The organism is Pseudochelatococcus contaminans (assembly GCF_014195635.1).
In the GTDB taxonomy this organism is placed as follows: Bacteria; Pseudomonadota; Alphaproteobacteria; order Rhizobiales; family Beijerinckiaceae; genus Pseudochelatococcus; species Pseudochelatococcus contaminans.
Genome location: NZ_JACICC010000004.1, coordinates 175,342 through 199,588, shown reverse-complemented (window position 1 = coordinate 199,588; position 24,247 = coordinate 175,342). Strand labels below are relative to the sequence as shown.

General features: G+C 62.8%; 19 protein-coding genes. 14 read left to right on the top strand and 5 right to left on the bottom strand.

The annotated features are described in order from the left end of the window. Positions 1-29 precede the first annotated feature (29 nt). The 8 genes from proB (at position 30) to FHS81_RS09530 (ending at position 7,865) form a co-directional block, all read left to right on the top strand. Positions 30-1,235: a glutamate 5-kinase gene (gene proB, locus FHS81_RS09565; protein ID WP_183752769.1), complete on the top strand. Its 1,206-nt coding sequence runs from the start codon at positions 30-32 to the stop codon at positions 1,233-1,235. Positions 1,236-1,363: 128 nt separating this feature from the next. After that, complete coding sequence (locus tag FHS81_RS09560) at positions 1,364-2,605, top strand: glutamate-5-semialdehyde dehydrogenase (RefSeq protein ID WP_183752767.1); 1,242 nt, start codon at positions 1,364-1,366, stop codon at positions 2,603-2,605. Positions 2,606-2,633: 28 nt separating this feature from the next. Then, positions 2,634-3,251 carry a nicotinate-nucleotide adenylyltransferase gene (locus FHS81_RS09555; RefSeq protein WP_183752372.1) on the top strand — a complete coding sequence of 206 codons (618 nt, stop codon included), beginning with the start codon at positions 2,634-2,636 and terminating at the stop codon, positions 3,249-3,251. 184 nt (positions 3,252-3,435) lie between these two features. Continuing rightward, a complete protein-coding gene (gene rsfS / locus FHS81_RS09550) occupies positions 3,436-3,822 on the top strand; it encodes a ribosome silencing factor (protein ID WP_246374938.1) in 387 nt (128 codons plus the stop codon). Between the two features lie 5 nt (positions 3,823-3,827). After that, positions 3,828-4,307: a 23S rRNA (pseudouridine(1915)-N(3))-methyltransferase RlmH gene (gene rlmH, locus FHS81_RS09545; RefSeq protein ID WP_183752371.1), complete on the top strand. Its 480-nt coding sequence runs from the start codon at positions 3,828-3,830 to the stop codon at positions 4,305-4,307. A 179-nt stretch (positions 4,308-4,486) separates the two neighbouring features. Continuing rightward, positions 4,487-5,788, top strand: coding sequence for a murein hydrolase activator EnvC family protein (locus tag FHS81_RS09540; RefSeq protein WP_246374937.1), 1,302 nt, complete (start codon positions 4,487-4,489; stop codon positions 5,786-5,788). Beyond that, the gene (locus FHS81_RS09535) at positions 5,788-7,278 is read left to right on the top strand and encodes a S41 family peptidase (RefSeq protein ID WP_183752761.1); all 1,491 of its coding nucleotides are present in this window, start codon (positions 5,788-5,790) and stop codon (positions 7,276-7,278) included. Before FHS81_RS09540 ends, FHS81_RS09535 begins: the two co-directional genes overlap by 1 nt. A gap of 44 nt (positions 7,279-7,322) precedes the next feature. Further along, on the top strand, positions 7,323-7,865 hold the full coding sequence (locus FHS81_RS09530; RefSeq protein ID WP_183752370.1) for an RNA pyrophosphohydrolase: 543 nt from the start codon (positions 7,323-7,325) through the stop codon (positions 7,863-7,865). 81 nt (positions 7,866-7,946) lie between these two features. Here FHS81_RS09530 and FHS81_RS09525 read toward each other — a convergent pair whose 3' ends face one another. Further along, positions 7,947-8,285 (bottom strand): hypothetical protein, encoded by a 339-nt coding sequence (locus tag FHS81_RS09525; RefSeq protein WP_183752368.1) that lies wholly within the window; start codon positions 8,283-8,285, stop codon positions 7,947-7,949. Positions 8,286-8,392: 107 nt separating this feature from the next. Here FHS81_RS09525 and FHS81_RS09520 point away from each other — a divergent pair, with 107 nt between their 5' ends. Beyond that, entirely contained in the window at positions 8,393-8,773 is a 381-nt protein-coding gene (locus tag FHS81_RS09520) for a helix-turn-helix domain-containing protein (RefSeq protein WP_183752366.1), read from the top strand. A gap of 109 nt (positions 8,774-8,882) precedes the next feature. Here the strand turns inward: FHS81_RS09520 and FHS81_RS09515 are convergent, their stop codons facing one another. Then, positions 8,883-9,932: an aspartate-semialdehyde dehydrogenase gene (locus FHS81_RS09515; RefSeq protein ID WP_183752363.1), complete on the bottom strand. Its 1,050-nt coding sequence runs from the start codon at positions 9,930-9,932 to the stop codon at positions 8,883-8,885. A gap of 514 nt (positions 9,933-10,446) precedes the next feature. Between FHS81_RS09515 and FHS81_RS09510 the strand changes: the two genes are divergently transcribed. The 3 genes from FHS81_RS09510 (at position 10,447) to FHS81_RS09500 (ending at position 14,623) form a co-directional block, all read left to right on the top strand. Next, the gene (locus FHS81_RS09510; RefSeq protein WP_183752360.1) at positions 10,447-12,213 is read left to right on the top strand and encodes a heparinase II/III family protein; all 1,767 of its coding nucleotides are present in this window, start codon (positions 10,447-10,449) and stop codon (positions 12,211-12,213) included. 161 nt (positions 12,214-12,374) lie between these two features. Beyond that, entirely contained in the window at positions 12,375-14,075 is a 1,701-nt protein-coding gene (gene purH / locus FHS81_RS09505) for a bifunctional phosphoribosylaminoimidazolecarboxamide formyltransferase/IMP cyclohydrolase (RefSeq protein WP_183752358.1), read from the top strand. A gap of 62 nt (positions 14,076-14,137) precedes the next feature. Beyond that, a complete protein-coding gene (locus FHS81_RS09500) occupies positions 14,138-14,623 on the top strand; it encodes a peroxiredoxin (protein ID WP_183752356.1) in 486 nt (161 codons plus the stop codon). A 24-nt stretch (positions 14,624-14,647) separates the two neighbouring features. Here FHS81_RS09500 and rnhB read toward each other — a convergent pair whose 3' ends face one another. Together rnhB and FHS81_RS09490 are read right to left on the bottom strand one after the other, a co-directional pair. Then, the gene (rnhB, locus tag FHS81_RS09495; protein WP_183752354.1) at positions 14,648-15,271 is read right to left on the bottom strand and encodes a ribonuclease HII; all 624 of its coding nucleotides are present in this window, start codon (positions 15,269-15,271) and stop codon (positions 14,648-14,650) included. Positions 15,272-15,283: 12 nt separating this feature from the next. Beyond that, positions 15,284-15,919 (bottom strand): LexA family transcriptional regulator, encoded by a 636-nt coding sequence (locus tag FHS81_RS09490; protein ID WP_183752352.1) that lies wholly within the window; start codon positions 15,917-15,919, stop codon positions 15,284-15,286. A 391-nt stretch (positions 15,920-16,310) separates the two neighbouring features. Here FHS81_RS09490 and FHS81_RS09485 point away from each other — a divergent pair, with 391 nt between their 5' ends. After that, positions 16,311-17,393, top strand: coding sequence for a quinone-dependent dihydroorotate dehydrogenase (locus FHS81_RS09485; RefSeq protein ID WP_183752350.1), 1,083 nt, complete (start codon positions 16,311-16,313; stop codon positions 17,391-17,393). A gap of 67 nt (positions 17,394-17,460) precedes the next feature. Here the strand turns inward: FHS81_RS09485 and pepN are convergent, their stop codons facing one another. After that, a complete protein-coding gene (gene pepN, locus FHS81_RS09480; RefSeq protein WP_183752348.1) occupies positions 17,461-20,109 on the bottom strand; it encodes an aminopeptidase N in 2,649 nt (882 codons plus the stop codon). 372 nt (positions 20,110-20,481) lie between these two features. Between pepN and FHS81_RS09475 the strand changes: the two genes are divergently transcribed. Beyond that, positions 20,482-24,216, top strand: a complete 3,735-nt coding sequence (locus FHS81_RS09475; protein WP_183752346.1) for an AsmA family protein — start codon at positions 20,482-20,484, stop codon at positions 24,214-24,216. Positions 24,217-24,247: the final 31 nt, after the last annotated feature.

Here is a 24,247-nt window from a genome sequence, read left to right as displayed (position 1 = left end):
CCACGTTTTCCTTTAGTTGACAGATTATGATGACTGACGCTGTCGCCATTCCTGCCGTATCCGCGCGTCTGCCCGATTTGGGGCGGTTCCGTCGCGTTGTGATCAAGGTCGGCTCCTCGCTGCTGGTGGATCGGGAGCGCGGCCGGCTGAAGCGTAGCTGGCTTGCCGCTCTTGTCCACGATATCGCCCGTCTGCATGAAAAAGGCACCGAGGTCATTGTGGTGTCATCCGGCGCGATAGCGCTCGGGCGCACTGTGCTGCACTTGCCGGCCGGTCCTCTCAGGCTGGAGGAAAGCCAGGGCGCGGCGGCGGTTGGGCAGATCGCGCTTGCACGACGCTGGACCGAGGCGCTGGCCGTGCATGAAATAATTGCCGGGCAAATCCTGCTGACGTTTTCGGATACCGAAAAACGCCGCCGTTACCTGCATGCCCGCGCAACTATCACCAAGCTGCTGGAATTGCGCGCTGTGCCGATCATCAATGAGAACGATTCGGTCGCGACCAGCGAGATTCGATACGGTGATAATGACAGACTGGCTGCCCGTGTTGCCACGATGGTAGGTGCGGATCTGCTGATTTTGCTGTCGGATGTCGATGGTCTCTATACCGCCCCGCCTAACGGTAATCCGGATGCGCGGCACATTCCGCTGGTGGAGGAGATCACGCCCGCTATCGAGGCTATGGCCGGGGGAGCGGCTTCGGAGCTGTCGCGCGGAGGCATGCGTACCAAGGTGGAGGCCGGCAAGATCGCGACCGCTGGCGGGGCCTGCATGCTCATTGCCGATGGACGCGTGGATGGCCCTGTGAGCGCAGTGATGAACGGCGCGCGTGGCACATGGTTCCTGTCGCCCTCAAACCCGGTGACCGCACGCAAAAAGTGGATTGCCGGCACGTTGCAGCCTCATGGTGTGCTGCATGTTGATGCCGGGGCGGAGCGGGCGCTTCGCAATGGCGCAAGCCTGTTGCCAGCTGGTGTGAGAAAGCTGGAGGGCAACTTCCATCGCGGTGATGCGGTTTCCGTCCGCGGTCCGGACGGGCGCGAGATAGGCCGTGGCATCATTGGCTACGACGCTGACGAGGCGGGGTTGATCGCCGGGCATTCGACACAGGATATCGAAAGATTGCTCGGGCATGGTGGCCGTGCGACGGTGATTCATCGCGACGATCTGGTGCTGTTCGGGCGCGAGATACCGGAGGGCGCGCTTGACCACGCGCCCGGCGGGCGTGATACATGAACGGAAATGGCGGTGGCTGATCGTTTTCGGCTTCCGGGTCTGAGGGGTTACGGAATATGACAGGTACTGCTGCTGACATCGATGTGTCTCGCGACGGGGCAGGAACTGTCGTCCCATTGAATGAACTGATGCTCGATATCGGACGCCGTGCTCGCAAGGCCGGGCGCATACTGGCATTGGCATCGGACGCCGAGCGTGCAACGGCGCTGCGCAATGCCGCACGCGCGATTCGCGACGATGCCGATGGCCTCCTCGCGGCGAATGCCGAAGATGTCGCCGAGGCGCGCGCTGCTGGTCGTATCGAAGCGTTTATCGACCGGCTGCAACTGACGCCGGCGCGTGTCGAGGCAATTGCATCGGCGGTTGAGGCGGTTGCCGATTTGCCTGATCCTGTCGGCCGATTGCTCGCGACCTTCAATCGCCCTAACGGTCTGGTCATCGAGCGTGTAGCCGTGCCACTCGGTGTGATCGGCGTCATCTTTGAAAGCCGCCCCAATGTTGCCGCCGACGCCGGCTCCTTGTGCGTGAAGGCCGGCAATGCGGCAGTTCTGCGTGCAGGTTCGGAGAGCTTCCGTTCGGCGGCGCGGCTGGTTGCGGCGCTGCGTACCGGGCTGGAGCAAGCCGGTTTGCCTGCCGATGCCGTACAGATCGTTCCCGTGCGGGACAGGGATGCAGTGGGCTTGCTGCTTGGCGGGCTTGAAGGCACCATCGATGTCATCGTGCCCCGCGGCGGCAAGGGCCTCGTGGGCCGTGTCCAAGCGGAAGCGCGTGTGCCGGTGTTCGCCCATCTCGACGGCGTTTGCCACGTGTATGTCCACGCGGATGCCGATCTTGAGATGGCGCGCACGGTGCTGCTCAATGCCAAGCTTCGCCGAACCGGCATCTGCGGCGCGGCGGAAACGCTGCTCGTCGACAGGGCGGTTGCGGGCACACACCTGAAACCGCTGGTGACTGCGCTGCTCGACGCAGGTTGTGAGGTGCGCGGCGATGCGGCGACCCAGGCCGTGGATGAGCGTGTCAAGGCCGCGACGGACGAGGATTGGCGCACGGAATACGAAGACGCCATCATTTCTGCGAAGGTCGTCGACGATATCGCCGCTGCCATTGATCACATCGAAACCTACGGATCGCACCATACCGATTCGATCATCACCGCCAATGGGGATGCGGCGGTGCGTTTTCAGCGTGAGGTCGATTCGGCCATCGTCGCGCATAACGCGTCGACGCAGTTCGCAGACGGGGGCGAGTTCGGTTTCGGGGCGGAGATTGGCATTGCCACAGGGCGCATGCATGCACGCGGGCCGGTGGGTGTGGAGCAGTTGACATCGTTCAAATATCGCATCCACGGAAACGGGCAGACCCGGCCTTGATGAAGCGCGGCAGCAAGGGGCGGGCGGCATGAGGGGGGCTCTTCCGGTTTTGCCGCCGCACGCGCCCGGCTTGCGCATCGGCCTCTTCGGGGGCTCATTCAATCCGGCGCATGACGGCCATCGCCTTGCCAGCCTTGCAGCGCTGAAGCGGCTGCAACTGGACCGCGTGTGGTGGATCGTCACCCCCGGTAATCCGCTGAAGGATAACTCCTCTTTGCCGCCGTTGGCAGAGCGCATGAAAGCCGCCGCGGCAGTGGCCAGGCACCCGCGAATCGACATTACCGGCTTTGAGGCCGATATCGACACCCACTTTACCTATGACACCATCGCCTATCTCAAGCGCCGCTGTCCGCAGGTGGATTTCGTCTGGATCATGGGTGCCGATAATCTGAAGGGCTTTCATCGCTGGCAGCGTTGGCGCGATATCGCCCGGCTGGTGCCGATTGCCATCATCGACCGGCCGGGGTCGACATTGCAGGCGGTCAATGCACGCGCAGCGGTAACGCTCGCGCGCTACAGAATTCCGGAAGAGGATGCCGGCCTGCTGGCCTCCGCGCCGCTGCCAGCATGGACCTTCCTTTATGGGCCGCGCTCGCCGTTGTCTTCGACGCAGATCCGCGAGGCTGCGGCGCGGAACGGGGCGTAAATTCCATAAAGAGTATGTGGCAAACCAAGCTTTCCAGCGCAAATTACCCGTTTCCCGACATGCTGTCGTTGAAGCGTCGGATTTGTGAGACTATCTTTAAACGACGAGCGCAATTGGGCGCTCCGCTACCAAAAAGGGGCAGGCACTGAGCCAGTTATCGGAATACGGCGCTCACGAGGCGCCATTGCTGAGGCGCCAGGATGCGCAGAGCGCGCAGGCTGATGACGCCGCCACACGCGCCGCGGACATCGCGCGCTTGCAGCTTGAGGACATGAAAGCCGAGGAAATCGTCGAGATCGACCTCATCGGCCGGTCGTCAATTGCGGATACCATGCTGATTGCCTCCGGGCGGTCGGACAGGCATGTCGGCGCTATCGCCGACAAGGTGGTTTCGGCGCTCAAGGATGCCGGCATCGGCCCCATCCGGGTTGAGGGATTGCCGGCTTGTGATTGGGTGCTTATCGACGTGGGCGACATCATCGTCCATGTTTTCAAGCCTGAGGTGCGCGGCTTCTATAATCTTGAGAAGATCTGGAGCCCGGATCGACCCAAAGAGAAACTCGACGGCTGATCGGCGTGCGTATTCTCGTCCTTGCGGTGGGGCGGCTCAAGGCCGGCCCCGAGCGAGCCTTGGTCGAGCGGTATGCCGAGCGCGCTGGCCCGTTGGCGCGTGCGCTCGGGTTTGGCGGTGTGGACATGGCGGAGCTGGCGGAAAGTCCGTCACGCAATGCCATCCAGCGCAAGGCAGATGAAGGGCGAGCATTGCTGTCGCGCAGCTTGCCCGGGCCGCTGATCGTTTTTGATGAGCGCGGCGCAAACTGCGACAGCGAAGACTTTGCTCACAGGTTATCCGCATGGCGTGACAGCGGCGAGGGCGCCATCAATCTGGCTATTGGTGGTCCGGATGGATTGGATGCCAGCGTGCGTAACGCTTCCGCGCTTGTGCTTTCGTTCGGGGCCATGACAATGCCTCACCAGATTGTGCGTGCGCTGGTGCTGGAGCAGGTATACCGTGGCCTGACGATTCTCGCGGGTCACCCCTACCATCGCGCCTGAGACTGGGGTATCTCACGGGTTGTTGCTACGGGTATGGTTGAACACAGGCGCGGCCGAAAAGTTGCGGCAGGGCCGTCACGGGCTGCTTCAGGGCGCTGATGGTATTGCGTTTCCAGATCTCTGCTATCTCCGGTTTTCGCTGGCTCATGACGGGCCTGGCGCTGTCGGTTGCTGTGAGCATGTCTGTGCTTTCGCCGGCTCGCGCGCAGGAAGAGCCTGTTGCCGAGTCGATTCCGGCTCAGGAGCAGGCCGATGATGGCAATCGGCAGCGCGAGGAATTACAGAACCTGGAGGCTGATCTTGCCGCCCGTGAGGAGCGGCGCAAGGCTTTGCAGGCGGAAATCGCCAGCTTGAGCGCCGACCGCGCCGAGTTGAATCGCGTCCTTCTGGAAACGACCGACCGGATTCGCGGCGCGGAGGATCGCGTCACGGCGCTGGAGCAGCGCCTGTTAACCCTTGATGGCAGCGAGCAGGCGATTCGGCGTTCGCTGGAAAGCCGCCGCGATGTCATTGCCGAAGTTCTGGCGGCGTTGCAGCGCATGGGCCGTTCTCCGCCGCCGGCAGTGATCGTCGAGCCTGAGGACGTGCTGTTGGCGCTGCGTAGCGCGATCTTGCTGGGCGCAGTGGTGCCGGATTTGCGCGAGGAAGCCGAGGCGCTGGCCTCCGACCTCACGGAATTGGCGCGTCTGCGCCAGACCATCGCGACGGACCGCGAAGCGCTGAAGAAAGATATCGAGACCTTGCAAGGCGAGCAGGAGCGCCTCGCCGCTTTGATCGAGGAACGGCAGCGCCGCATCGGCGAGGCCGAGAAAAGTGATGCCGATGAAGGCGCGCGCGTGGCCGAATTGGCCGACAGATCCCGCAATCTCAAGGATTTGATCGCGCGCATGGAGATGGAAATCACCGCCTCCCGCCGTGCGGCGGAGGAGGCGCAGGAAGCCGAGCGCGCGCGGGAGAAGGGGGTCGAGCAACGCTTGGCCGCCGAGCCTTTTGGGGATAATGCGCGGCTCGAACCCAAGGTTTCGTTCGCGAAGGCGTTGGGATTATTGCCCTATCCCGTTCGCGGCGATATCGTGCGGCGCTTTGGCGAGCCTGATGGTTTCGGCGGGCGGATGGAAGGCATGGCCATGTCCACCCGCGAGGAGTCGGTCATTTCATCGCCCACCGATGGCTGGGTGGTCTACTCTGGGCCGTTCAGATCGTTCGGCCAACTCTTGATAATCAATGCCGGCGACGGATATTATGTGCTGCTGGCGGGAATGGAACGTATTAATGTGGCCTTGGGCCAGTTCGTGTTGACGGGTGAGCCGGTCGGCCTCATGGGCAAGGCTTTACCATCCGGTGTGAATGCTCTCGCTCCGGGCGCACTTGCGGGTGGCGCGAACGGCCCTGTCCTGTATGTTGAGTTTAGAAAAGACGGTGGTTCCATCGATCCGTCACCGTGGTGGGCGAAGACCAAAGGCGAAAAGGTTCGCGGATGATGCGCAAGTTGTCTCTGATTATGGTGGGTGCAGTGATCGGCGCAGGGGTGGCGATCGTGGGCACCCAGTCGCGGCTGCTGACGAGCACCAGCGCCGTCGCCGCCTCCGTGGATACCTATCGTCAGCTCACGTTCTTCGGTGACGTGTTCGACAAGGTTCGCGGTGATTATGTCGAATCGCCCGACGAGCGCAAGCTGGTCGAGGCCGCGGTTTCGGGCATGCTGTCGTCGCTCGATCCGCACTCCAGCTACATGGACGCCAAGAGCTACCGCGACATGCAGGTGCAGACGCGCGGCTCCTTCGGCGGTCTCGGGCTTGAAGTGACGATGGAAGACGGGCTGGTTAAGGTCGTCAGCCCCATCGACGAAACCCCCGCTGCCCGTGCGGGCGTGCTGGCGAACGATCTCATCGTCGCCATCGACGGCGAGCAGGTGCAGGGCCTGACCATCAACCAGGCGGTCGAAAAGATGCGCGGTGCGGTGGGCTCCGAGGTGACGCTGAAAATCCAGCGTACCGGCCGCGCCGAGCCGCTGGAACTCAAGCTGAAGCGCGACGTCATCCGCATCCGCTCCGTTCGTTTCGAGAAAAAGGATGACGTCGGCTATCTGCGCATCACGCAGTTCAATGAGCAGACGTTCGACAACCTTACGAACGCCGTCGAGCAATTGTTGAAAGAAATCCCTGCCGACAAGCTGAAGGGCTTTGTCGTTGACGTGCGCAACAACCCTGGTGGCGTGCTCGATCAGGCCGTGCTCGTATCCGACGCCTTCCTCGAACGCGGTGAGATCGTCTCGACCCGCGGTCGCAACATTGAGGAAGCACAGCGCTTCAACGCTCGCGCTGGCGACATTACCAAGGGCAAGCCGATCGTGGTGCTCATCAACGGTGGTTCGGCTTCCGCGTCGGAAATCGTGGCCGGTGCATTGCAGGATCACAAGCGCGCGACGCTGATTGGCACGCGCTCGTTCGGCAAGGGATCCGTGCAGACGATTATTCCGCTTGGACAGAATGGTGCCCTGCGCCTGACGACTGCCCGCTACTATACGCCGTCCGGGCGTTCTATTCAGGCCAAGGGTATCGATCCTGATTTCATCATCGAGGAAATCATTCCGGATGACCTGAAGGGCAAGGACGAAATTCAAGGTGAAGCCGGATTGCGCGGTCACCTGCGCAACGGTGAGGACAAGGAAGCCGAGGCGACCGAAAACACCGCCGCTACCGAGGATAAGGAAGAGCAGGGTCCGAAGGGGTCATCCGCCTATGTTCCGTCTGACCCGGAAAAGGACACCCAGCTCAACGCCGCTCTCGATTTGCTGCGCGGCATTCCGAATCCTGCATTGGTAAAGAAGACGACCGAAGCGCAGGTTGAGGAAAAGCAGGCAAGCGCTGACAAGAAGCCGGAATCGGCGGCAGGTGTCACGGAAAAGAAAGACACTGAGTCTAAGCCTTCCGACAAGGACAAGTCTTCGGACGACAAGCCGGCCCGCTAAACGGGCCGACGTGATCGCCGGTCGCGGATAGGCAGGACAGAACGATGTCGCATAAGGGCAAGGACCATAAGGTTCGCGCGGAGGATTTACCCTACCGCGCGTGCGTCGGTATCTTCCTGTTGAACAGCTCCGGGCGGGTGTTCATCGGCTCCCGTCACAAGGACCAATACGACGAAGGCAATCTGCCGAACGAGCATCCCTGGCAGATGCCTCAAGGCGGTGTCGATGAAGGCGAAGATCTTCTCCACGCCGCCCGTCGGGAGCTTTATGAGGAAACCAGCATCCTCTCGGTGGAATTGCTCGGCGAAACACCGGAATGGCTGACATACGATCTGCCCGAGGAAGTGATCGGTATCGCTCTTCGGGGCAAGTATCGCGGCCAGAAGCAGAAATGGTTTGCATTGCGCTTTACCGGCGATGAGTCGGAGATCAACGTGCTCAAGCCGGGCGATGGTGCGTTCAGCGCCGAATTCAGCACCTGGCGCTGGGAGCAGGCAGAGCAGCTGCCGGAACTCGTGGTGCCGTTCAAGCGGCCTGTTTACGAACAGGTTGTGGCGCACTTCACACCGCTCACACGTCAGGGTTGATCTGCCCGTGAGCTTGCCGCCTTGACGAAGCGCAGGCATTTTTCAGAGAACAATGCTGCCGCCAGTGATGTCTTTTTGGCATCACGGCGGCATCGTGTTTTTAGCGTTCAATATTTTATCTGCCTCGCGCGCATCGAACAATTCGGTGTCATTCGCCTCCCACCGCATGTGAAGATGTCGACGCACGAGCATCCAGGTGCCTTGAGCCAGCAAGTCTCCGCGATACCACTCATTTTGCTGTCTCAAAAACGCTTCGTGCTCCGCAAAGGGACCATAAGTGGCGACGAGATTGTCGGCCATCGCTGTAATTCTGTGGACAGGGATGCGGCGTGGGCGAATGAAATACTGCCAGATATATTCGAGCAGCACGATCACAAGCGGCGTCAAAGCCGCGATCCAAATGACAATTTTCCGCGTCATGTGCCGATCAATTGTGAAACAAACGCCCCTTATCGACGTTATGTAGTATGATAACGAACCTAAATGACGATGGCAAGATATGTGTCACTCAGGAACAGATTGTTCCTATGGATATATTTGGACACAGGCTGAAAGAACGAGCGAAACAGCTCGGCATATCGAACGCTGAAGCGGCACGTCGCTGCGGCCTCGATGAGAGACGTTATGGGCACTACGTTGCTGGCAGACGTGAGCCCGATCTTGCGACGTTGGTGCGGATCGCAGGGACGCTTGGCACGACACCGAACTGGCTGCTTGGGTTGTCGCCGGACGATTCTCCCGCCACATCGAGGACGCCTTTTGATGACCGGCTGGCTTTCGCGGCGCAGGCCCTGCCGGAAAAGGAACTGGCGCTTCTGGTCACGCTGGCTGAAGCCATGGAGCGGCATACCAGCAGCAGCGCCGCGATAAACAAGTTTCCCGAACATTCAGGCTCACCCGAGTCCTGATGGATTAGCAGGAAACGAAAAAGCGCCGCCCCAAGGGGTGGCGCTTTGTTCGATCACGATACTATTTTGGATGGCGTTTTCCGTTGGAAAATGCCGCCTCCGACCGAAATTATGCGGCGGCCTTGCGCGGGCTGATGAGCTTGCGGTTGACCAGCACTTCCGCAATCTGCACGGCATTGAGCGCCGCGCCCTTGCGCAGATTGTCCGCCACGACCCAGAAGGACAGGCCGTTTTCCACGGTCGCGTCCTCGCGGATGCGCGACACATAGGTAGGGTCTTCGCCGGCAGCCTCGTGCGGGGTGATGTAGCCGCCGTTCTCGCGTTTGTCGACCACAAGGATGCCCGGCGCCTGACGCAGGATATCGCGGGCTTCATCAGCCGTGATCGGCCTTTCGAACTCGACGTTGACAGCCTCGGAATGGGCAATGAACACCGGCACGCGCACCGCGGTACAGGTGAGCTTGATGGCGGGGTCGAGAATCTTCTTCGTCTCGGCCATCACCTTCCACTCTTCCTTGGTGTAGCCGTCTTCCATGAACACGTCGATGTGCGGAATGACGTTGAAGGCAATGCGCTTCGTAAACTTCTCGGCCTTCGCTTCGCCGGTGGTGAACACCGCACGCGTCTGCGAGAACAGCTCGTCCATGGCTTCCTTGCCAGCGCCGGAAACGGACTGGTAGGTGGCCACGACCACGCGCTTGATGGTGGCGGCGTCATGAAGCGGCTTCAGCGCCACGACAAGCTGCGCCGTGGAGCAGTTGGGGTTGGCGATGATGTTGCGCTTGGAGAAGCCGGCAGCCGCATCGGCGTTCACTTCCGGCACGATCAGCGGCACGTCGGCGTCGTAACGCCAGGCCGAGGAGTTGTCGATGACCACCGCGCCCTGCGCGCCGATCTTCGGGGCCCACTCACGCGCCACGTCACCGCCAGCTGACATCAGCACGATGTCGGTGTCGGAGAAATCGTAGGTGGCCAGATCCTTCGTTACAAGCGTGCGGTCACCGAAAGACACTTCCTGCCCCAGACTGCGGCGCGATGCCAGAGGCACGACTTCGCTCACCGGGAAGGCGCGCTCAGCCAGAATATCGAGAATCTCGCGGCCCACGTTTCCGGTGGCGCCAACCACGGCAATCTTGAAGCCAGTTGCCTCAGAGCCCATTTTGGGGTGTCTCCTGTTCGGTCTCTCCCGGATCCGGGGCGCCGGGGCATTTTGCCTTCCGGTCACCTTGCCTCTCTCGTACCAGGGGGAGAGAGGTCCGGGAACGAGGGCAGAAGTCAGCGTGTCGTCGACGTAATAATCGTCGCGACCTGAAGAATGGTTTTCGCTTTCGTTGTAATAGTGCGAGCCATCTTCCGTATCCGCTTGCCTGCCGGACTGAACATGCGATGCAAATGGGCCTTGCGCGCCATCTTCATGCACTTTACCTGCTACAACGTCGTGTGGATTTGTCAAGCCGATTCTGGCGTCATCTGCACTCAGCCCCATTTGCGGAGCCGGGAGAGCGGGTGTTCCGGTTGCTGTGAGATATCGGCAATATGTCAGTGACGTGTGCGGTTGCGTACCGTTCGATTAACCTTTTCCCTCTAGCGTGAGAAATGCATGCTGCGTGCATGCCAGATTTTTCATCGACCAGCTTTTCGCCGGGCTTTTTTCCAAGCGGCGAAGTCACTCCATGAAAGGACTGTCCGGGACCGTGGGTGCGGATCAGCAGCGTTGGCGTCTCTACGGCTTCGGTCTCTCCCATGCGGGGAGGCGGCTCGTCGGCTATGCCGGACGCGTCTGGAGCGCGCTTGCACTGTTGCGGCGCCGCTCGCCGGAGCGCGTCATCATCGCGCCGCAGGATCTGAGAACGGCCGATCCCACCGAAGCGTCGGATATTTACGCCGGTTACTTTTCTCTTGCGGGTCAAAGCATTGATTGCCGTGGCCGTTCACCCTTCGAGGCAGAGGCGGCGTCGGAATCGTGGAAACGGGCGCTGGCAAGCTTTACGTGGCTTCGACATCTGGGAGCGGCCGATTCGGCTCTTGCCCGCGCCAACGCACGCGCGCTCGTCGATGATTTCCTGGTCGCCCGGCTGGACAGGCGCGGTGTGGCGGCCAGCCCGGACATCGTGGCGCGGCGAATGCTGGCTTTTCTCAGCCAGTCGCCGCTGGTGCTGGAGGGCGCCGACCATGCGTTCTACCGCCGGTTCATGCGGGCGCTCGCGCGTGGCGTGCGACAGCTCGGTGGTCGCATTCATGGTGATCTTGAGGGCGAGAACCTGCTTCTGGCGTTGATCGCGCTGGCCATGGCGGGTTTGTGTCTCGATAATCTGGGTCGCCTTCAGCGCAGGGTGACGCGGCAGCTTGGCGAAGAACTGGCGCGTCAGATTTTGCCCGACGGCGGGCATATCAGCCGCAATCCTCAGGTGGTGGTGACATTGCTGGCGGAACTGCTGCCGTTGCGGCAGGTCTATGCCGCGCGCGGGATTTCGCCGCCGCCGCAGCTTCTCGGCGCGATCGACCGCATGATGCCGATGCTGCGCATGTTTCGCGAGGGTGAGGGATCGCTGGCGCTGTTCAACGGTATGGGGCCGACGCAGGCCGATCTCATCGCCACGCTTCTGGCCTATGACGACACGCGCTCCCGTGCGATCCGGCATGCCCCGCACTCCGGCTACGAACGGTTGGCATCCGCCGATCTGCTGCTGATTGCAGACGTCGGTCCGCCGCCGCCGCCGGCTTACGCCAGACGCGCCCATGCCGGGTGCCTCTCGTTCGAATTCAGCGCAGGGCGGTCACGGATGATCGTTAATTGCGGCGCATCGCGCGCTGGCAGCACCATTCCGTCACTGGCCGCACGTTCCACCGCCGCACATAGCACCGTCACCATCGGGAATATTTCGTCCTGCCAGTTCGCGGGGGCGCAGACGGGCGCCTCGCCGCTGGCTCGTTTTGATCGCTGGCTTGGCAGGTTGCTTGGCGCGCCGATCATCGGCGGCGTGGAAAATGTCGAGGTCAAGCGCGGAACGCCCGATGCTCCGGTGCAGACGCTCGGTGGCGCGCATGACGGCTATCGCAAGCGTCTGGGCCTCATTCATCAGCGGCGGCTGCGGCTTGATGGCGACCGCGGCTTGCTCGACGGCGAGGATGCTTTCATCGCCGTCGAGGATCCGCCAGGCGGCCTGTCCGCAGTGGTGCGCTTCCACCTGCATCCGCTGGTGCGGACGGGCTTCGCAGGTGACGGGCAGCGCGTGCTGCTGCTGCTGCCGGACGGGCAGGCATGGTCTTTCGAAAGCGAATACGGGCAGGTTGCCATCGAGGAAAGCGTGTTCCTTTCAGGGCCTGACGGTGCAAGGCGCGCCGAGCAGATCGCGGTGCGCGTCGACCCGTCCGAAGTGCGGCTGCTGCGCTGGCGCTTCTCGCGGCTTGAGACGCGGTTCGATCCAGCCGTGCGCTGACGGCGCGGCACGTCCGCCGGTATTTCCACTTTTTCGCCGCTTTTCCGTTTCCGTTCGCGGCAAAATCCGCTAGAGCGTCAGGCACCCTGATGGAATCGGAGCGTCTGGCGCTCCTAAGTTTCATATTTTACCGCTACTTGCGTTCAATTCGGAAGGCTGCCATGTCGCACGATGCTCCCAAGACAGACGCGGGTGCCGCAGACGTCACGCAGACGTCGTTCAGGCATCGCGATTCGAGCCATTCTGCCTCCACAAATCACGATCTTTTATCGAGCGGCAACCGCAAGGTTGTGACCCGTGCATTGTTGTCGGTATCCGACAAGTCGGGCCTGATCGGGTTCGCTTCTGCTCTTGCCCAGCGCGGTGTGGAACTGATTTCGACCGGGGGCACGCACAAGGCGCTGGTGGATGCCGGGCTTGCGGCGCGGGACGTGTCGGAGCTGACGCAATTCCCGGAAATGATGGACGGACGCGTGAAGACGCTTCACCCCGCCGTTCATGGCGGCGTGCTGGCGGTGCGCGCCAACCCGGAACATCAGGCGGCGATGCTGGCGCATGGCATCGTCCCGATCGACCTCGTGGTGGTGAACCTCTATCCGTTCGAGGCCACCGTGGCGCGTGGTGGCTCCTTCGACGATTGCATCGAGAATATCGATATTGGCGGCCCGGCAATGATTCGGGCGGCGGCCAAGAATCACGGCGATGTGGCCGTGGTGGTCGATCCCGAGGATTATGCCACCGTGCTGGCAGAACTTGATGTCAACGAAGGCTCGACGACGCTCGGCCTGCGCCGCAAATTGGCACAAAAAGCTTATGGCCGTACCGCTGCCTACGATGCGGCGGTGTCCAACTGGTTCGCTGCTGCCGAGGATATCGAGACCCCGACATTCCGCGCCATCGGCGGCAAGCGTGGTCTTGACCTGCGTTATGGCGAAAACCCGCATCAGACGGCGGCGTTTTATGCCACGGCGGATGTGAGGCCGGGTGTTTCCACCGCGCGTCAGTTGCAGGGCAAGCAGCTTTCCTACAACAATATCAACGACACCGATGCGGCCTTCGAGGCCGTGGCCGAGTTCGATCCCGCGCAGACGGCGGCGGTCGTCATCGTCAAGCATGCCAACCCCTGCGGCGTTGCCGAGGGCGCGACGCTGGCGGAGGCATATGAGAAGGCGTTGCGCTGCGATCCGGTATCGGCTTTCGGCGGTATCGTCGCGCTCAACCGGCCGCTCGATGAAGAGGCCGCGCGCCGGATCGTGGGTATCTTTACGGAGGTGATCATCGCGCCCGAGGCGAGCCCCGAGGCCATCGCTATCGTTGCCGGCAAGAAGAACCTGCGTTTGTTGCTGACCGGCGGTTTGCCCGATCCGCGCGGCCCTGGTCTTTCGGTGCGGACGGTTGCCGGCGGTTTTCTGGTGCAGGGGCGTGACAATGTGGTTGTCGACGATATGGACCTGCGGGTCGTCACCCGCCGCGCGCCCACTGATGCAGAGCTGGCTGACCTGCGGTTTGCATTCCGCGTCGCCAAGCATGTCAAGTCGAACGCCATCGTCTACGCCCGCGACGGCGCGACGGTTGGCATCGGCGCCGGGCAGATGAGCCGGGTCGATTCATCGCGTATCGCGGCATGGAAAGCGGAAGAGGCCGCTGCTGCTGCGGGCGTGGCCGAAAGCTTCGCCAAGGGGTCTGTCGTGGCCTCGGATGCGTTCTTTCCATTCGCCGACGGTTTGATCGCCGCTGCCGCGGCAGGTGCGACGGCGGTGATCCAGCCGGGTGGGTCGATCCGTGACGACGAGGTCATTCGCGCGGCGGATGAGGCCGGTCTGGCGATGGTGTTTACGGGATATCGCCATTTCCGGCATTGAACCCATATGCTGACGGATGGTACGGTAATCTGGATTTCTGGGAACAATCGAGGGCTATGAGGATGACAATCGCTGTCGGAGATCGTTTGCCGCAAACGACTTTTCGCGTGAACACCGCAGACGGGCCTACACCGCGCACAACGGACGATATCTTCAAGGGCCGCCGGGTTCTGCTGGTCGGCGTTCCGGGTGCTTTCACGCCCACATGCCACCGCAACCATGCGCCGGGCTTCGTCGCCAATGTGGATGCGTTCAAGGCCAAGGGCATTGATGCTGTCGCCATTACCAGCGTGAACGATGTTTTCGTGCTGGAAGCATGGGCGAAATCGCTTGGCGCCGAAGATAAGGTCGAGTTCCTGTCTGACGGCAATGCCGAGTTCGCTCGCGCCACGGGCCTTTTGTTTGACGGTTCGGGCTTCGGCCTTGGTCCGCGCTCACAGCGTTATGCGCTGGTGGCGAACGATGGCGTGGTTGAGCAGCTGTTTGTCGAGGATGTTGCCGGTCAGGTGCAGGTGAGCAGCGCCGAGCACGTGCTCGAAAACCTCTGAACGAAAGCTCTCTGACGGGTTTGGCTATCGCACCTTTAAGGGTGCGAAGCTGAACCTGTGGAACGGGCAGGGGCCTGTTTCCGCCAGCGCGCGCTTGTGAGCGGGCGTTGGATATCCGACATGGGTGGCGAAGCCGTAATCCGGATAGGTGGCTGCCAGCCGGTGCATGATGCGGTCTCGTGTGACCTTGGCCACGATCGATGCTGCCGCGATCGACGCGATAAGCGCATCTCCGCCCACAATCGTTTCGACCGGGCAGGGCAATGGCGGCGGGTCGTTGCCATCGACGAGCGCAATGGCATCCGGCAGTGAGACATGTTGCGGCAAGGGCAGCGCCGCGAAGGCCCTGACCATGGCGGCAAGGGTCGCCTGACGGATGTTGATGCGGTCAATCTCTTCCGCCGGCACACTGGCGATCCCCACATGAGCGCTCGCGAGGATCTGGCCAAAAAGTGCTTGCCGCATGCGGGCCGTCATGGCTTTGGAATCGCCTAGCCCTGCGGGAACTGCCTGCGGGTCCAGAACTACGGCGGCAGCAACGACAGGACCGGCGATAGGGCCGCGCCCGACCTCATCGATGCCGACGATCCATGTCTTTCCGTTGTCGATGAGCGCTTTCTCACGCTCGAAGCTGGCAATGACTTTCACAGGCTTGGATTTTCACTGGCTGGCCCAGATGATACGCGCCATCCAGGCGATGTCCGTTTCGGCAAGCACCCGGTCTTCATGCTCTGGATTGAGCGAGCGTAGCTCCACGGTTTTGGCCGTGCGGCGTTTGAGTTCCTTGGCGAGAACTTCGCCCTGCGTGGTGCGCACCACCACCCTGTCACCCCGGCGAAGCGTGGCTGTGGGTGAGACGATGATGACATCACCATCGCGATAAATCGGCAGCATCGAATCACCGTTGATTTCAAGGGCGAAAGCCTTTTCCTCGCTCTCGTCCGGCAACGCGACCTCATCCCAGCTCCCACCGACGGGAAAGCCGCCGTCGTCGAAGAAGCCGCCTTTGCCGGCTTGTGCAAATCCGATCAGGGGCAGGTTGCGCGAAGACTTGTACTTGCCGTGACGGGCGACGAGCGCCATGAACTCGTCCAGCGAGGCCCCGGTCGCATCCAATACCTTGGCGATGGATTCAGTCGACGGCCAGCGGGGCCTGCCGTCTGCCGCAGTGCGCTTGGAGCGGTTGAAAGTCGTCGGGTCGAGGCCGGCTTTGCGCGCAAGGCCGGACGGCGACAGCCCGCTACGTGCCGCAAAGGCATCGAGAGCTGACCAGATCTGATCATGAGACAGGGCCATGTTCGCCGCATTCCTAAACCGTTCCGGATTCCATATTTTACCGCAATTGACGTTCAATTCGATGAATCGACTTGAACGCAAACTGCTCTAAGAGGCGGCATTGCCGGAGCACGCGCTGCATTGTCCGATTTAGGACGATCTTCATAACACAGGATATATTTCATTTCGCCTTGGTGTGCAACGCATTCTCCGCATGGTGACTGTCAAAGCAACCGCCAATGGGGTTTGGAACTATCAGATCGTTTGCCGATATTCATGTTGTGCCAGTGGCGGTCCGTATATCTTGCCGCACGTGCATTCCGGAGCTTCGCCTTGTTTTTGCTGGCTGCGAGGATCATAGAGAAGGGCAGAGATATCGGCATGACGGAAGCATTCGAAGGGAGATTGCCAGATGCGGGGTCTTGAGAGGCTTGTGCGGCCCATATTGTTTGCGCTCGATCCGGAAACGGCGCACCGCCTGACGATCCGCACGCTGGCGAGTGCGCGGCTGCCGGTTTCGGGCCCGGACGATCAGGTGCTGAACGTGGAGGCCTTCGGCCTGCGGTTCCCGAATCCGGTGGGGTTGGCAGCAGGGTTCGATAAGAATGCCGAAGCGCCGGACGCCATTCTGACAGCAGGGTTCGGGTTTGTGGAAGTGGGCACCGTGACGCCGCGCCCGCAGCCCGGTAATCCGCGCCCGCGCATCTTCCGGCTGGTGCGGGACGAAGCCGTCATCAACCGCCTTGGCTTCAATAACGAAGGTCACGCCGCAGCATTGAAGCGGCTGGAAGGCCGGGCCGGACGGCCCGGAATCGTCGGCGTCAACATTGGCGCCAACAAGGATTCCACGGACCGGGCGGCGGATTATGTCGCCGGCATCCGCACCTTCGCGGCGGTGGCCAGCTATTTCACCCTCAACGTCTCATCTCCCAACACGCCGGGCCTGCGCGATCTCCAGCAGGAAGCGGCACTCGACGATCTGATCGCACGTGCTATCGAAGCGCGGGATGAAACCGCCACTGAGCATCCACGCCGGCCCCTGCTGCTGAAAATCGCTCCCGATGTGAGCGAGGCGGAGCTGGATGGCATCGTCGGTGTGGCGCGCAAGCGGGGTATAGACGGGCTTATCGTTTCGAACACCACCATCAGCCGTCCGCGATTGGTCGACGTTCGTCATAATGGCGAGGCGGGCGGGTTGTCCGGGCGGCCGCTGTTTGCGCTGTCGACGAAGGTGCTGGCGCAGGCTTACCTGCGGGTGGAGGGAGCATTCCCGATCGTGGGTGTCGGCGGTATCGATTCGGCAGAGGCGGCGTGGACGAAGATCCGCGCGGGGGCCTCGCTGGTGCAGCTCTACAGCGCGCTGGTTTATAAGGGGCCGAGCCTCGTCAAGGATATCAAGAGCGGTCTGCGCGACAAGCTGGCCAGCAGCAATGTCACGCTGGCTAATGCCGTAGGGCAGGATGCTGCCGCCATCGCGGCGGCTCCCGTTTCCTGACCTGTAAGCCTGAACTGCTGGCATTCACCCGATTAATCGGAGTGAGCGCCAGCAGTTGGATATAAGCTCAGAGCGCCCGGTCGAGCATTCTGCCAACGATGTCGGACACGTCCGGCGACAGGGGGGTGGCAGCCGCGATTCGCTCCAGCGCTGCTTCCGCGTGCGCCCGCCGACCTGGCTCCAAGGTTTTCCAGGTGCGGAAAGCTGTGGCAAGACGCGAGGCCAGTTGCGGGTTTGCCGGGTCGAGACGGATGATGATATCCGCCACGAAGGCGAACCCCGCGCCATCGGGACGTGCGAATTGCGTCGGATTGGCCATGGCGAAGCTGCCGACCAGTGCGCGGGTGCGGTTGGGGTTCGAGAGCGAAAAAGCCGGGTGGTCGAGCAGGGCTTTGACGCGGTCGAGTGTTTCCGGTTCTGCAATCATCGCCTGTAGCGAGAACCACTTGTCCAGCACCAGCGGGTTGTCGGCATAACGCGCCGCAAAAGCCGCCAGCGCATTTTCGCATGCCAGACCTGCGACATGTGTCAGCGTGGCAAGAGCGACGATGCGGTCCGTCATGTTGTCTGCGCTGTCGAACTGCGCCTGCGCCAGTGCCCCGCCGCGCGTGGGGTCTCCGGCGGTGAGCAGGTCGAGGACGGCGTTGCGCAATGCGCGCTGCCCCGCCTGTGCCGCATCGGGGCGGTAGCGTGCGGTGACCGCAAGATCGTTGTAAAGCGCGGCGAGCTTGTCCGCCAACGCACGTCCCAGCCCCGCACGAATGGTCTTGCGGGCTACATGAATGGCGTCGGGGTCGATGTCGCTGCCGATCTCGCGGGCGATGTCGGACTCACCCGGCAGCGCCAGAACCTGCGCGGCGAAGGCGGGATCGCGGGTGGCGCGCGCGTCGAGGAACTCCGCCAGCGCATGCACGAGGTTGTCCGGCGTCTGTGGCGTGCGTCCGGCGCGGATATCGTCGACGGCGCGGCGGATGATGCGGGTTGCGACCGTCTGTGCCGACTGCCACTGGTTGAATGGATCGGTATCGTAAGCGAACAACCGCAGCAGGTCATCGTCGGACAGGTCGATGTCGAGGATGACAGGGGCGGAGAACTCCCGCAGCAGCGAGGGCGTCGGCGAGCTGTCCACCTGCGAGAAGGTGATGGTCTTTTCCGCCGTGTCCAGCACGACGATTCCGTCATGGGGCGCGCCATCCGCAGTTTTGAGGGCGATCTCGCGCCCGTCTGCACCAACGAGACCGAGCGCCACCGGGATCACCATCGGGTGCTTGTCCGGCTGGCCGGGCGTCGGCGGTGTTTCCTGCGTCAGCGTCAATGTATAGGTGCGATTCCCGGCATCGTAGATACCGCGCGCGGTCACGCGCGGCGTGCCGGCTTGTTCATACCAGCGGGAAAAGGCAGCAAGATCCTGTCCGCTTGCTTCCGCAAAGCAGGCGATGAATTCCTCGATGGTGGCGGCGGTGCCGTCGTGACGGTCGAAGTACAGATCCATGCCACGCCGGAAGCTCTGCGCGCCGATGAGCGTTTTGAGCACACGGATCAGCTCCGCGCCTTTTTCGTAGACGGTGGCAGTGTAGAAGTTGTTGATTTCCTTGTAGGCGCGCGGGCGCACGGGATGCGCGAGGGGGCCGGCGTCTTCCGGGAACTGCGACGCGCGCAGCACGCGGACATCCGCAATCCGCTTGACGGCGCGCGAGCGGGCGTCGGACGAAAACTCCTGATCGCGGAACACCGTCAGCCCTTCCTTGAGGCAGAGCTGGAACCAGTCGCGGCAGGTGATGCGGTTGCCCGTCCAGTTATGGAAATACTCGTGGGCGATGATCGCCTCGATGTTGGCATAGTCGCCGTCTGTCGCGGTGTCCTCGCTGGCGAGCACGTATTTGTCGTTGAAGATGTTGAGGCCCTTGTTCTCCATCGCCCCCATGTTGAAATCGGACACGGCGACGATGTTGAACACGTCGAGATCGTACTCGCGGCCAAACACATCCTCGTCCCACCGCATGGAACGCTGGAGCGCGTCGAGCGCGTAGCGGGCGCGCTCGCTTTTGCCCTTTTCCACGTAGACCGCCACCTTCACCTCACGGCCGCTGGCGGTAATGAAAACATCCTCCACCTTGTCGAGATCGCCGCCGACGATGGCGAACAGATAGCCGGGCTTCGGAAAAGGATCGTGCCATACGGCGAAGTGCCCGCCATCCGCGCGCGCGCCAGCTTCGACCAGGTTGCCGTTACCGAGCAGCAGGGGGGTGTCGGCATCGGCTTCGATGCGGGCGGTGTAGACGGACAGAACATCCGGCCGGTCGAGGAAATAGGTGATGCGGCGAAAGCCATCCGCCTCGCACTGCGTGCAGTAGACGCCGCTGGACCGATAAAGCCCCATCAGCTTTGTGTTGGCCGTGGGATTGACCGCCGTTTCAAGCGTCAGCGTGAAGGGCCGTTGCGGGGGCGCGGTGATGACGAGGCGCGACGGGCTGACGGTGTAGGCATCCTGCGCCAGAGGGGCGTCGTCCAGACTGATCGAGACGAGCGTCAGGTCATCGCCGTCCAGCACCAGCGGTGCGCCTGTCTGCCCCGCCGGGTTCGGCCGCACGGAGAGGCGCGAGACGATTCGCGTATCGGTTGGATGAAGCCGGAACGTCAGCGCGACGGTGTCGATCAGATAATCGGTCGGCCGGTAGTCTTCGAGACGGATGAGAGAGGCGTTCTCGGCGGACATGATGTTCAGGCTCCAGGGGGATTCGTCTTGGTAGGTTTAAGCGCAGGCAGATTAAGCGCAAGCGGCCATGTGACAGAAAATTCGGGGCACGGGATGGTGCATGCTTAAGGAAATTGCCCGGTATCGTGGCGCGCCTGCCGCCGCTTTGCAACAATCTCAATAGCAACGATCCCAAGAGCAACGATCCCAAGAGCGACAATCACAGGGGCAATCACCCGGGAAATGCCTGCTATTTTGTGAATGGCGTGCTTGCGGATGGCGGAAACTGCGCGGCTGTCACCCCAAAGTCATTGCCCCCGGGCGTAAGCGTGCATAAACATCGATGCATATTTCCGGTTTGCGGAGCGGTGTCCGGGCCGGTGTTTCCGGCGCATGGCTGCCTTGCGCCGCCAGATGACAGGTCGGCTGAGGGTGCGCGATCTTTTCAGTATTGTAGCGTTCCTGCTCGTCGCCGTGCTGTGCGCGGCGCTGGCGGTGCCTTATTTTGTCAATTGGGAGTCCCGGCGTGCCGAGGTGGAAGCCGCGCTCGGGCAGGCCTTCGGTATCGAAATCCGCACTGAAGGGCCGATCACGGTTCGCCTTTTGCCCACCCCGCGTCTGGAACTGGAACGGGTTTTCGTTGGCGGCGAAACGCCTGTCCTCACGGCAGCGGGTCTTGATGTCGCTCTGGATGCGCCGCCGCTTCTGGGTGGCCGCATCGAGGTGACGAGCGCGCGGCTGCAACGGCCCGAATTGCGAATCATCGTTGGCGAGCAGGGCGGCGTGCGCCTGCCGGCCGCAATCGGCCCGACGCTGACAGATGCCGGCGCTGTGGGCATTGCCAGTCTTGAAATCGATCAGGGCACGATCCGCGTGACGCATGATTCTGCTGGTGGGCCGGTGGAGCAGGTTATCGGCCCCTTCGATGCTTCGGCAAACGCGCCATCGCTCGCAGGGCCGTGGCGCATCGAGCTGCGGGATGGCGGCGACACACTCAGCGCCGCAACGGGTGCTGTCGGCGCTGACGGCCGCTTGCGGCTCAAGGTGCGGGCAAGCGTTGCCGATACAGGCGGCCAGGCTGAGTTTGATGGTTATTTGCTGCCGCAGGAGAAGCCTTCCATCTCCGGGCGTTTCAACATGTCGCTGCCGCTGCCCGCTTCGGTGCAGGCTGGTGATGAGGCGGCGGATCATCCGCGTCTCACCGCCTCTGCCGATGTGACGAGCGAAGGTTGGGCGCTGACCGGCTCGAATGTCGAAATCCGTTCCGGAGCAGGGGCCAGTGCGGCAGTGTTCACCGGCAGCGGCTCTCTCGACGCGGGCCTGCTGCTGCAAGGCGAAACGCCGCCGCTGGTGCTGACCCTCGACAGCCGCCGCGTCGACGTGCGCCCGCTTATTGCGGCATGGGGCGATGGGGGCAGCGGCCTTGGCGGTGCGGTCAGCCGGTTTCTCCAAACGGTGCCGCTCAAGGCGGCGCTCACCGCTGGTAGCCTGGCTTATGCAGGCGAGGAATTGGGCGCGGCTTCCGCTGATATATTGACGCAATCACCGCCGGGGCAAAACGCTCCGGCAGGTGTGCGGCTGGAAATCCCGCGTTTCGACGTTGCCTTGCCGGGCGGCGGCAAGCTGGATGTAGCGGACGCGGTGTTCGCGCCCGGCGGGGGCTTCTCCGGCAAGGTGGATTTCAAGGCCGGTGACGGCGTGCGGCTTGCCAATGCGCTGAAAAATGCCGTTGGGAACGCGCAATCCCTGGATGAGCTAGGCCTGATGCTGCGCCTTAGCCAGACCCTGCGGGACTGGCCGGGCCTTTCCGTGCGCGGGGATATCGCGGCATCCGCGTCAGGCATTGCGGTGCGCAATCTCGATGCCTCTGCGGAAGGCAGCACGCTGGCGGGTGATCTGCAATTTACCCCGGCAGTCGGGGATGCACGCGCACGGGCGGATGCGACGCTGGTCCTGCAAGGGGTCGATCTGGAAAGCTTGCCACGGCTCGATCCGATGGTGGCCGTGCGTAGCGGTGTCGATCTTACGGTCGATCTGCAAGCGCGGCGGCTTCGGTTCGGCACGGCTCCCGCGTCGGAAGGGCGGCAGATCGCAGCCCGCTTTTCCACCACGGCCGATGGCGTGACGGTGGAGCAGTTCGATCTGATCGATCCGGACGGCGCCCGCCTGTCGGCATCGGGCCATCTGGGCGAGGATGGCGGGCGTATCGTCGCCGCTATGGAGGCTGCCGATCCCGGTCCATTCCTGGCGCTCTACCGGCCCTTCCTGCCGGCGGCGTGGGGTGACGCGCTGACACGGGCCGCGCCTGTTCTTGGCCCGTTGAAACTGGATGCGACCATCGCACGTCCCGGCGCTGGTAGCCCGCTTGTGGCGGTGATCACCGGCAGCGCGGCGCAAACGGCCATCGACGGGCGGATCGTCAGCGACCCGGCTGGCGCGGCGGGGGACCGTGCGGTCGTTGATGTCCGGCTCGAATCTCCAGATGCGCCGGCGCTGCTGGGGCAGCTTGGATTGGTGGCGATGGGCAGGGGCGATACGGCGTCGCCATCGTCCGCAACCGGCAAGTTCGTCGTCGCCGCGCGGGGCAACGGCTTCAATCATATGGATGGACGTGCCAGCCTGACAGCCGGCGGCAGCAAGCTGGTTCTTGACGGAAGCTGGCGCGGCAGTGCTGAAGGGGTGGCGCTCACTGGCCCGATGCAACTTGAAACGCCGGACGCAGGCGCGCTCGCGGCGTTGCTCGGGCGGCCGCTGCCGGTCACGGAAGCGCCGGTGCCGGCGTCGCTGACCGGCGCGCTGCGCTGGCAACCGGGCAAGCTTGCCATCGAGAGTGTGCATGGCAGCGTATCTGGCAACCCGCTAACGGGCGCTCTGGTGGCGGACGATCAGGGCGTGCGCGGTGATATCGCGCTGCAAACGCTTGATCTTGGGAGTGTTCTTGCACTGGCGCTTGGCCCCGGCGCGCGCCCGCAGGAGGGGCAGCTGTGGTCTTCGCGGCGGTTGGGCGGCTCTGCCCCGGCATTCACGGCGGCGTTCGGGCTGAAAGCGAAACGGCTGGCCGTCACGCCCGGGCTGGCGTTGACGGACGCCTCATTGCAGGCCGACATCTCTCCCGAGGTCACAACCCTGACCATTGCCGAGAGCGCCGTCGATGGCGGCGGCCAAGCTGCTGGCACGGTTTCGTTGCGGCGGCTGGGGGCTCAGGTGAATGTGCGCGGCGATGTCGCCTTGCGGCAGGTGGCGCTTGCGGCGCTGACGAACCAGCAGATCGCGGGCACGGCCAGCGGCAAGCTGGAGTTTGGCGCGTCTGCTGAAACCGTCGCTGGGCTTGTGTCCACGGTGGCCGGTGGCGGGGAGGTGCGCATCGCGGATGCCACTATTCCGGATTTCAATCCCGAGGCGCTGCAAAGCACTGTTGCGGGCCTGCTGGATAGCGCCGCTGTCGAGATGGACCCGTCGCAGGTCGCTGCCCGACTTGGCGCAGAGCTGGACGCGCAGGCCTGGCCGGTGCCGGATTTGACCGTGCCGTTGACGCTGGCAAGCGGCACGTTGCGCTTTGGTCCGTTGACGCTGGAAGCAGAACAGACCCGTGCCGGGATCAGCGGCGGTTTCGGCCTTGGTGGTCTGACGCTCGACGCGCGCGCCCATCTTTACGGCCTCGCCAGCCCGGCAGGCTGGAGCGGAGCGGCACCGCAAGCCATCGTGGTGTGGCGTGGCACCTTGCCGGATCTTCAACGGCAGGTAGAGGCGGGTAGCGTTGCCAACGGTCTTGCCGCAATTGCTCTGACGCGTGAGCTGGATCGTATCGAACGGCTTGAGGCGGAAGCCAAGGACCGCATCGAAAAGGCCCGCCGCGAACGTGAGGAGCGCGCCCGGAAGGAGGCTGAACGTCTGGAGGCCGAGAGATTGCAAGCGGAGAGGCTTGAAGCCGAGCGTGTTGAAACAGAGCGTCTTGAGGCGGAGCGTCTAGCGATTGAAAAGCTTGAGCGCGAGCGTCAGGAGCGTGAACGGCAAAGGCTTGAAGAACTGGCCCGCGAGGCGGCGGAAGGTCGGGCAATGCCGGCTCCGCAGCAAGTGCCGTCGCTTCCCGCGCCGCTCGATATTCGCCCGGATGCCGGCAGTCCCTGACCAGTGCGGGACGTGACCAAATGTCGCCGCG

Bases quoted from the DNA above. Each gene is read 5' to 3' on its own strand.
- FHS81_RS09500 (WP_183752356.1), top strand. From the start codon at position 14,138: ATGACAATCGCTGTCGGAGATCGTTTGCCGCAAACGACTTTTCGCGTG.
- FHS81_RS09485 (WP_183752350.1), top strand. From the start codon at position 16,311: ATGCGGGGTCTTGAGAGGCTTGTGCGGCCCATATTGTTTGCGCTCGAT.
- pepN (WP_183752348.1), bottom strand. From the start codon at position 20,109: ATGTCCGCCGAGAACGCCTCTCTCATCCGTCTCGAAGACTACCGGCCG.
- FHS81_RS09555 (WP_183752372.1), top strand. From the start codon at position 2,634: ATGAGGGGGGCTCTTCCGGTTTTGCCGCCGCACGCGCCCGGCTTGCGC.
- FHS81_RS09520 (WP_183752366.1), top strand. From the start codon at position 8,393: ATGGATATATTTGGACACAGGCTGAAAGAACGAGCGAAACAGCTCGGC.
- FHS81_RS09525 (WP_183752368.1), bottom strand. From the start codon at position 8,285: ATGACGCGGAAAATTGTCATTTGGATCGCGGCTTTGACGCCGCTTGTG.
- FHS81_RS09515 (WP_183752363.1), bottom strand. From the start codon at position 9,932: ATGGGCTCTGAGGCAACTGGCTTCAAGATTGCCGTGGTTGGCGCCACC.
- FHS81_RS09560 (WP_183752767.1), top strand. From the start codon at position 1,364: ATGCTCGATATCGGACGCCGTGCTCGCAAGGCCGGGCGCATACTGGCA.
- FHS81_RS09530 (WP_183752370.1), top strand. From the start codon at position 7,323: ATGTCGCATAAGGGCAAGGACCATAAGGTTCGCGCGGAGGATTTACCC.
- purH (WP_183752358.1), top strand. From the start codon at position 12,375: ATGTCGCACGATGCTCCCAAGACAGACGCGGGTGCCGCAGACGTCACG.
- FHS81_RS09510 (WP_183752360.1), top strand. From the start codon at position 10,447: ATGAAAGGACTGTCCGGGACCGTGGGTGCGGATCAGCAGCGTTGGCGT.
- proB (WP_183752769.1), top strand. From the start codon at position 30: ATGACTGACGCTGTCGCCATTCCTGCCGTATCCGCGCGTCTGCCCGAT.
- FHS81_RS09475 (WP_183752346.1), top strand. From the start codon at position 20,482: ATGGCTGCCTTGCGCCGCCAGATGACAGGTCGGCTGAGGGTGCGCGAT.
- FHS81_RS09490 (WP_183752352.1), bottom strand. From the start codon at position 15,919: ATGGCCCTGTCTCATGATCAGATCTGGTCAGCTCTCGATGCCTTTGCG.
- FHS81_RS09540 (WP_246374937.1), top strand. From the start codon at position 4,487: ATGTCTGTGCTTTCGCCGGCTCGCGCGCAGGAAGAGCCTGTTGCCGAG.
- FHS81_RS09535 (WP_183752761.1), top strand. From the start codon at position 5,788: ATGCGCAAGTTGTCTCTGATTATGGTGGGTGCAGTGATCGGCGCAGGG.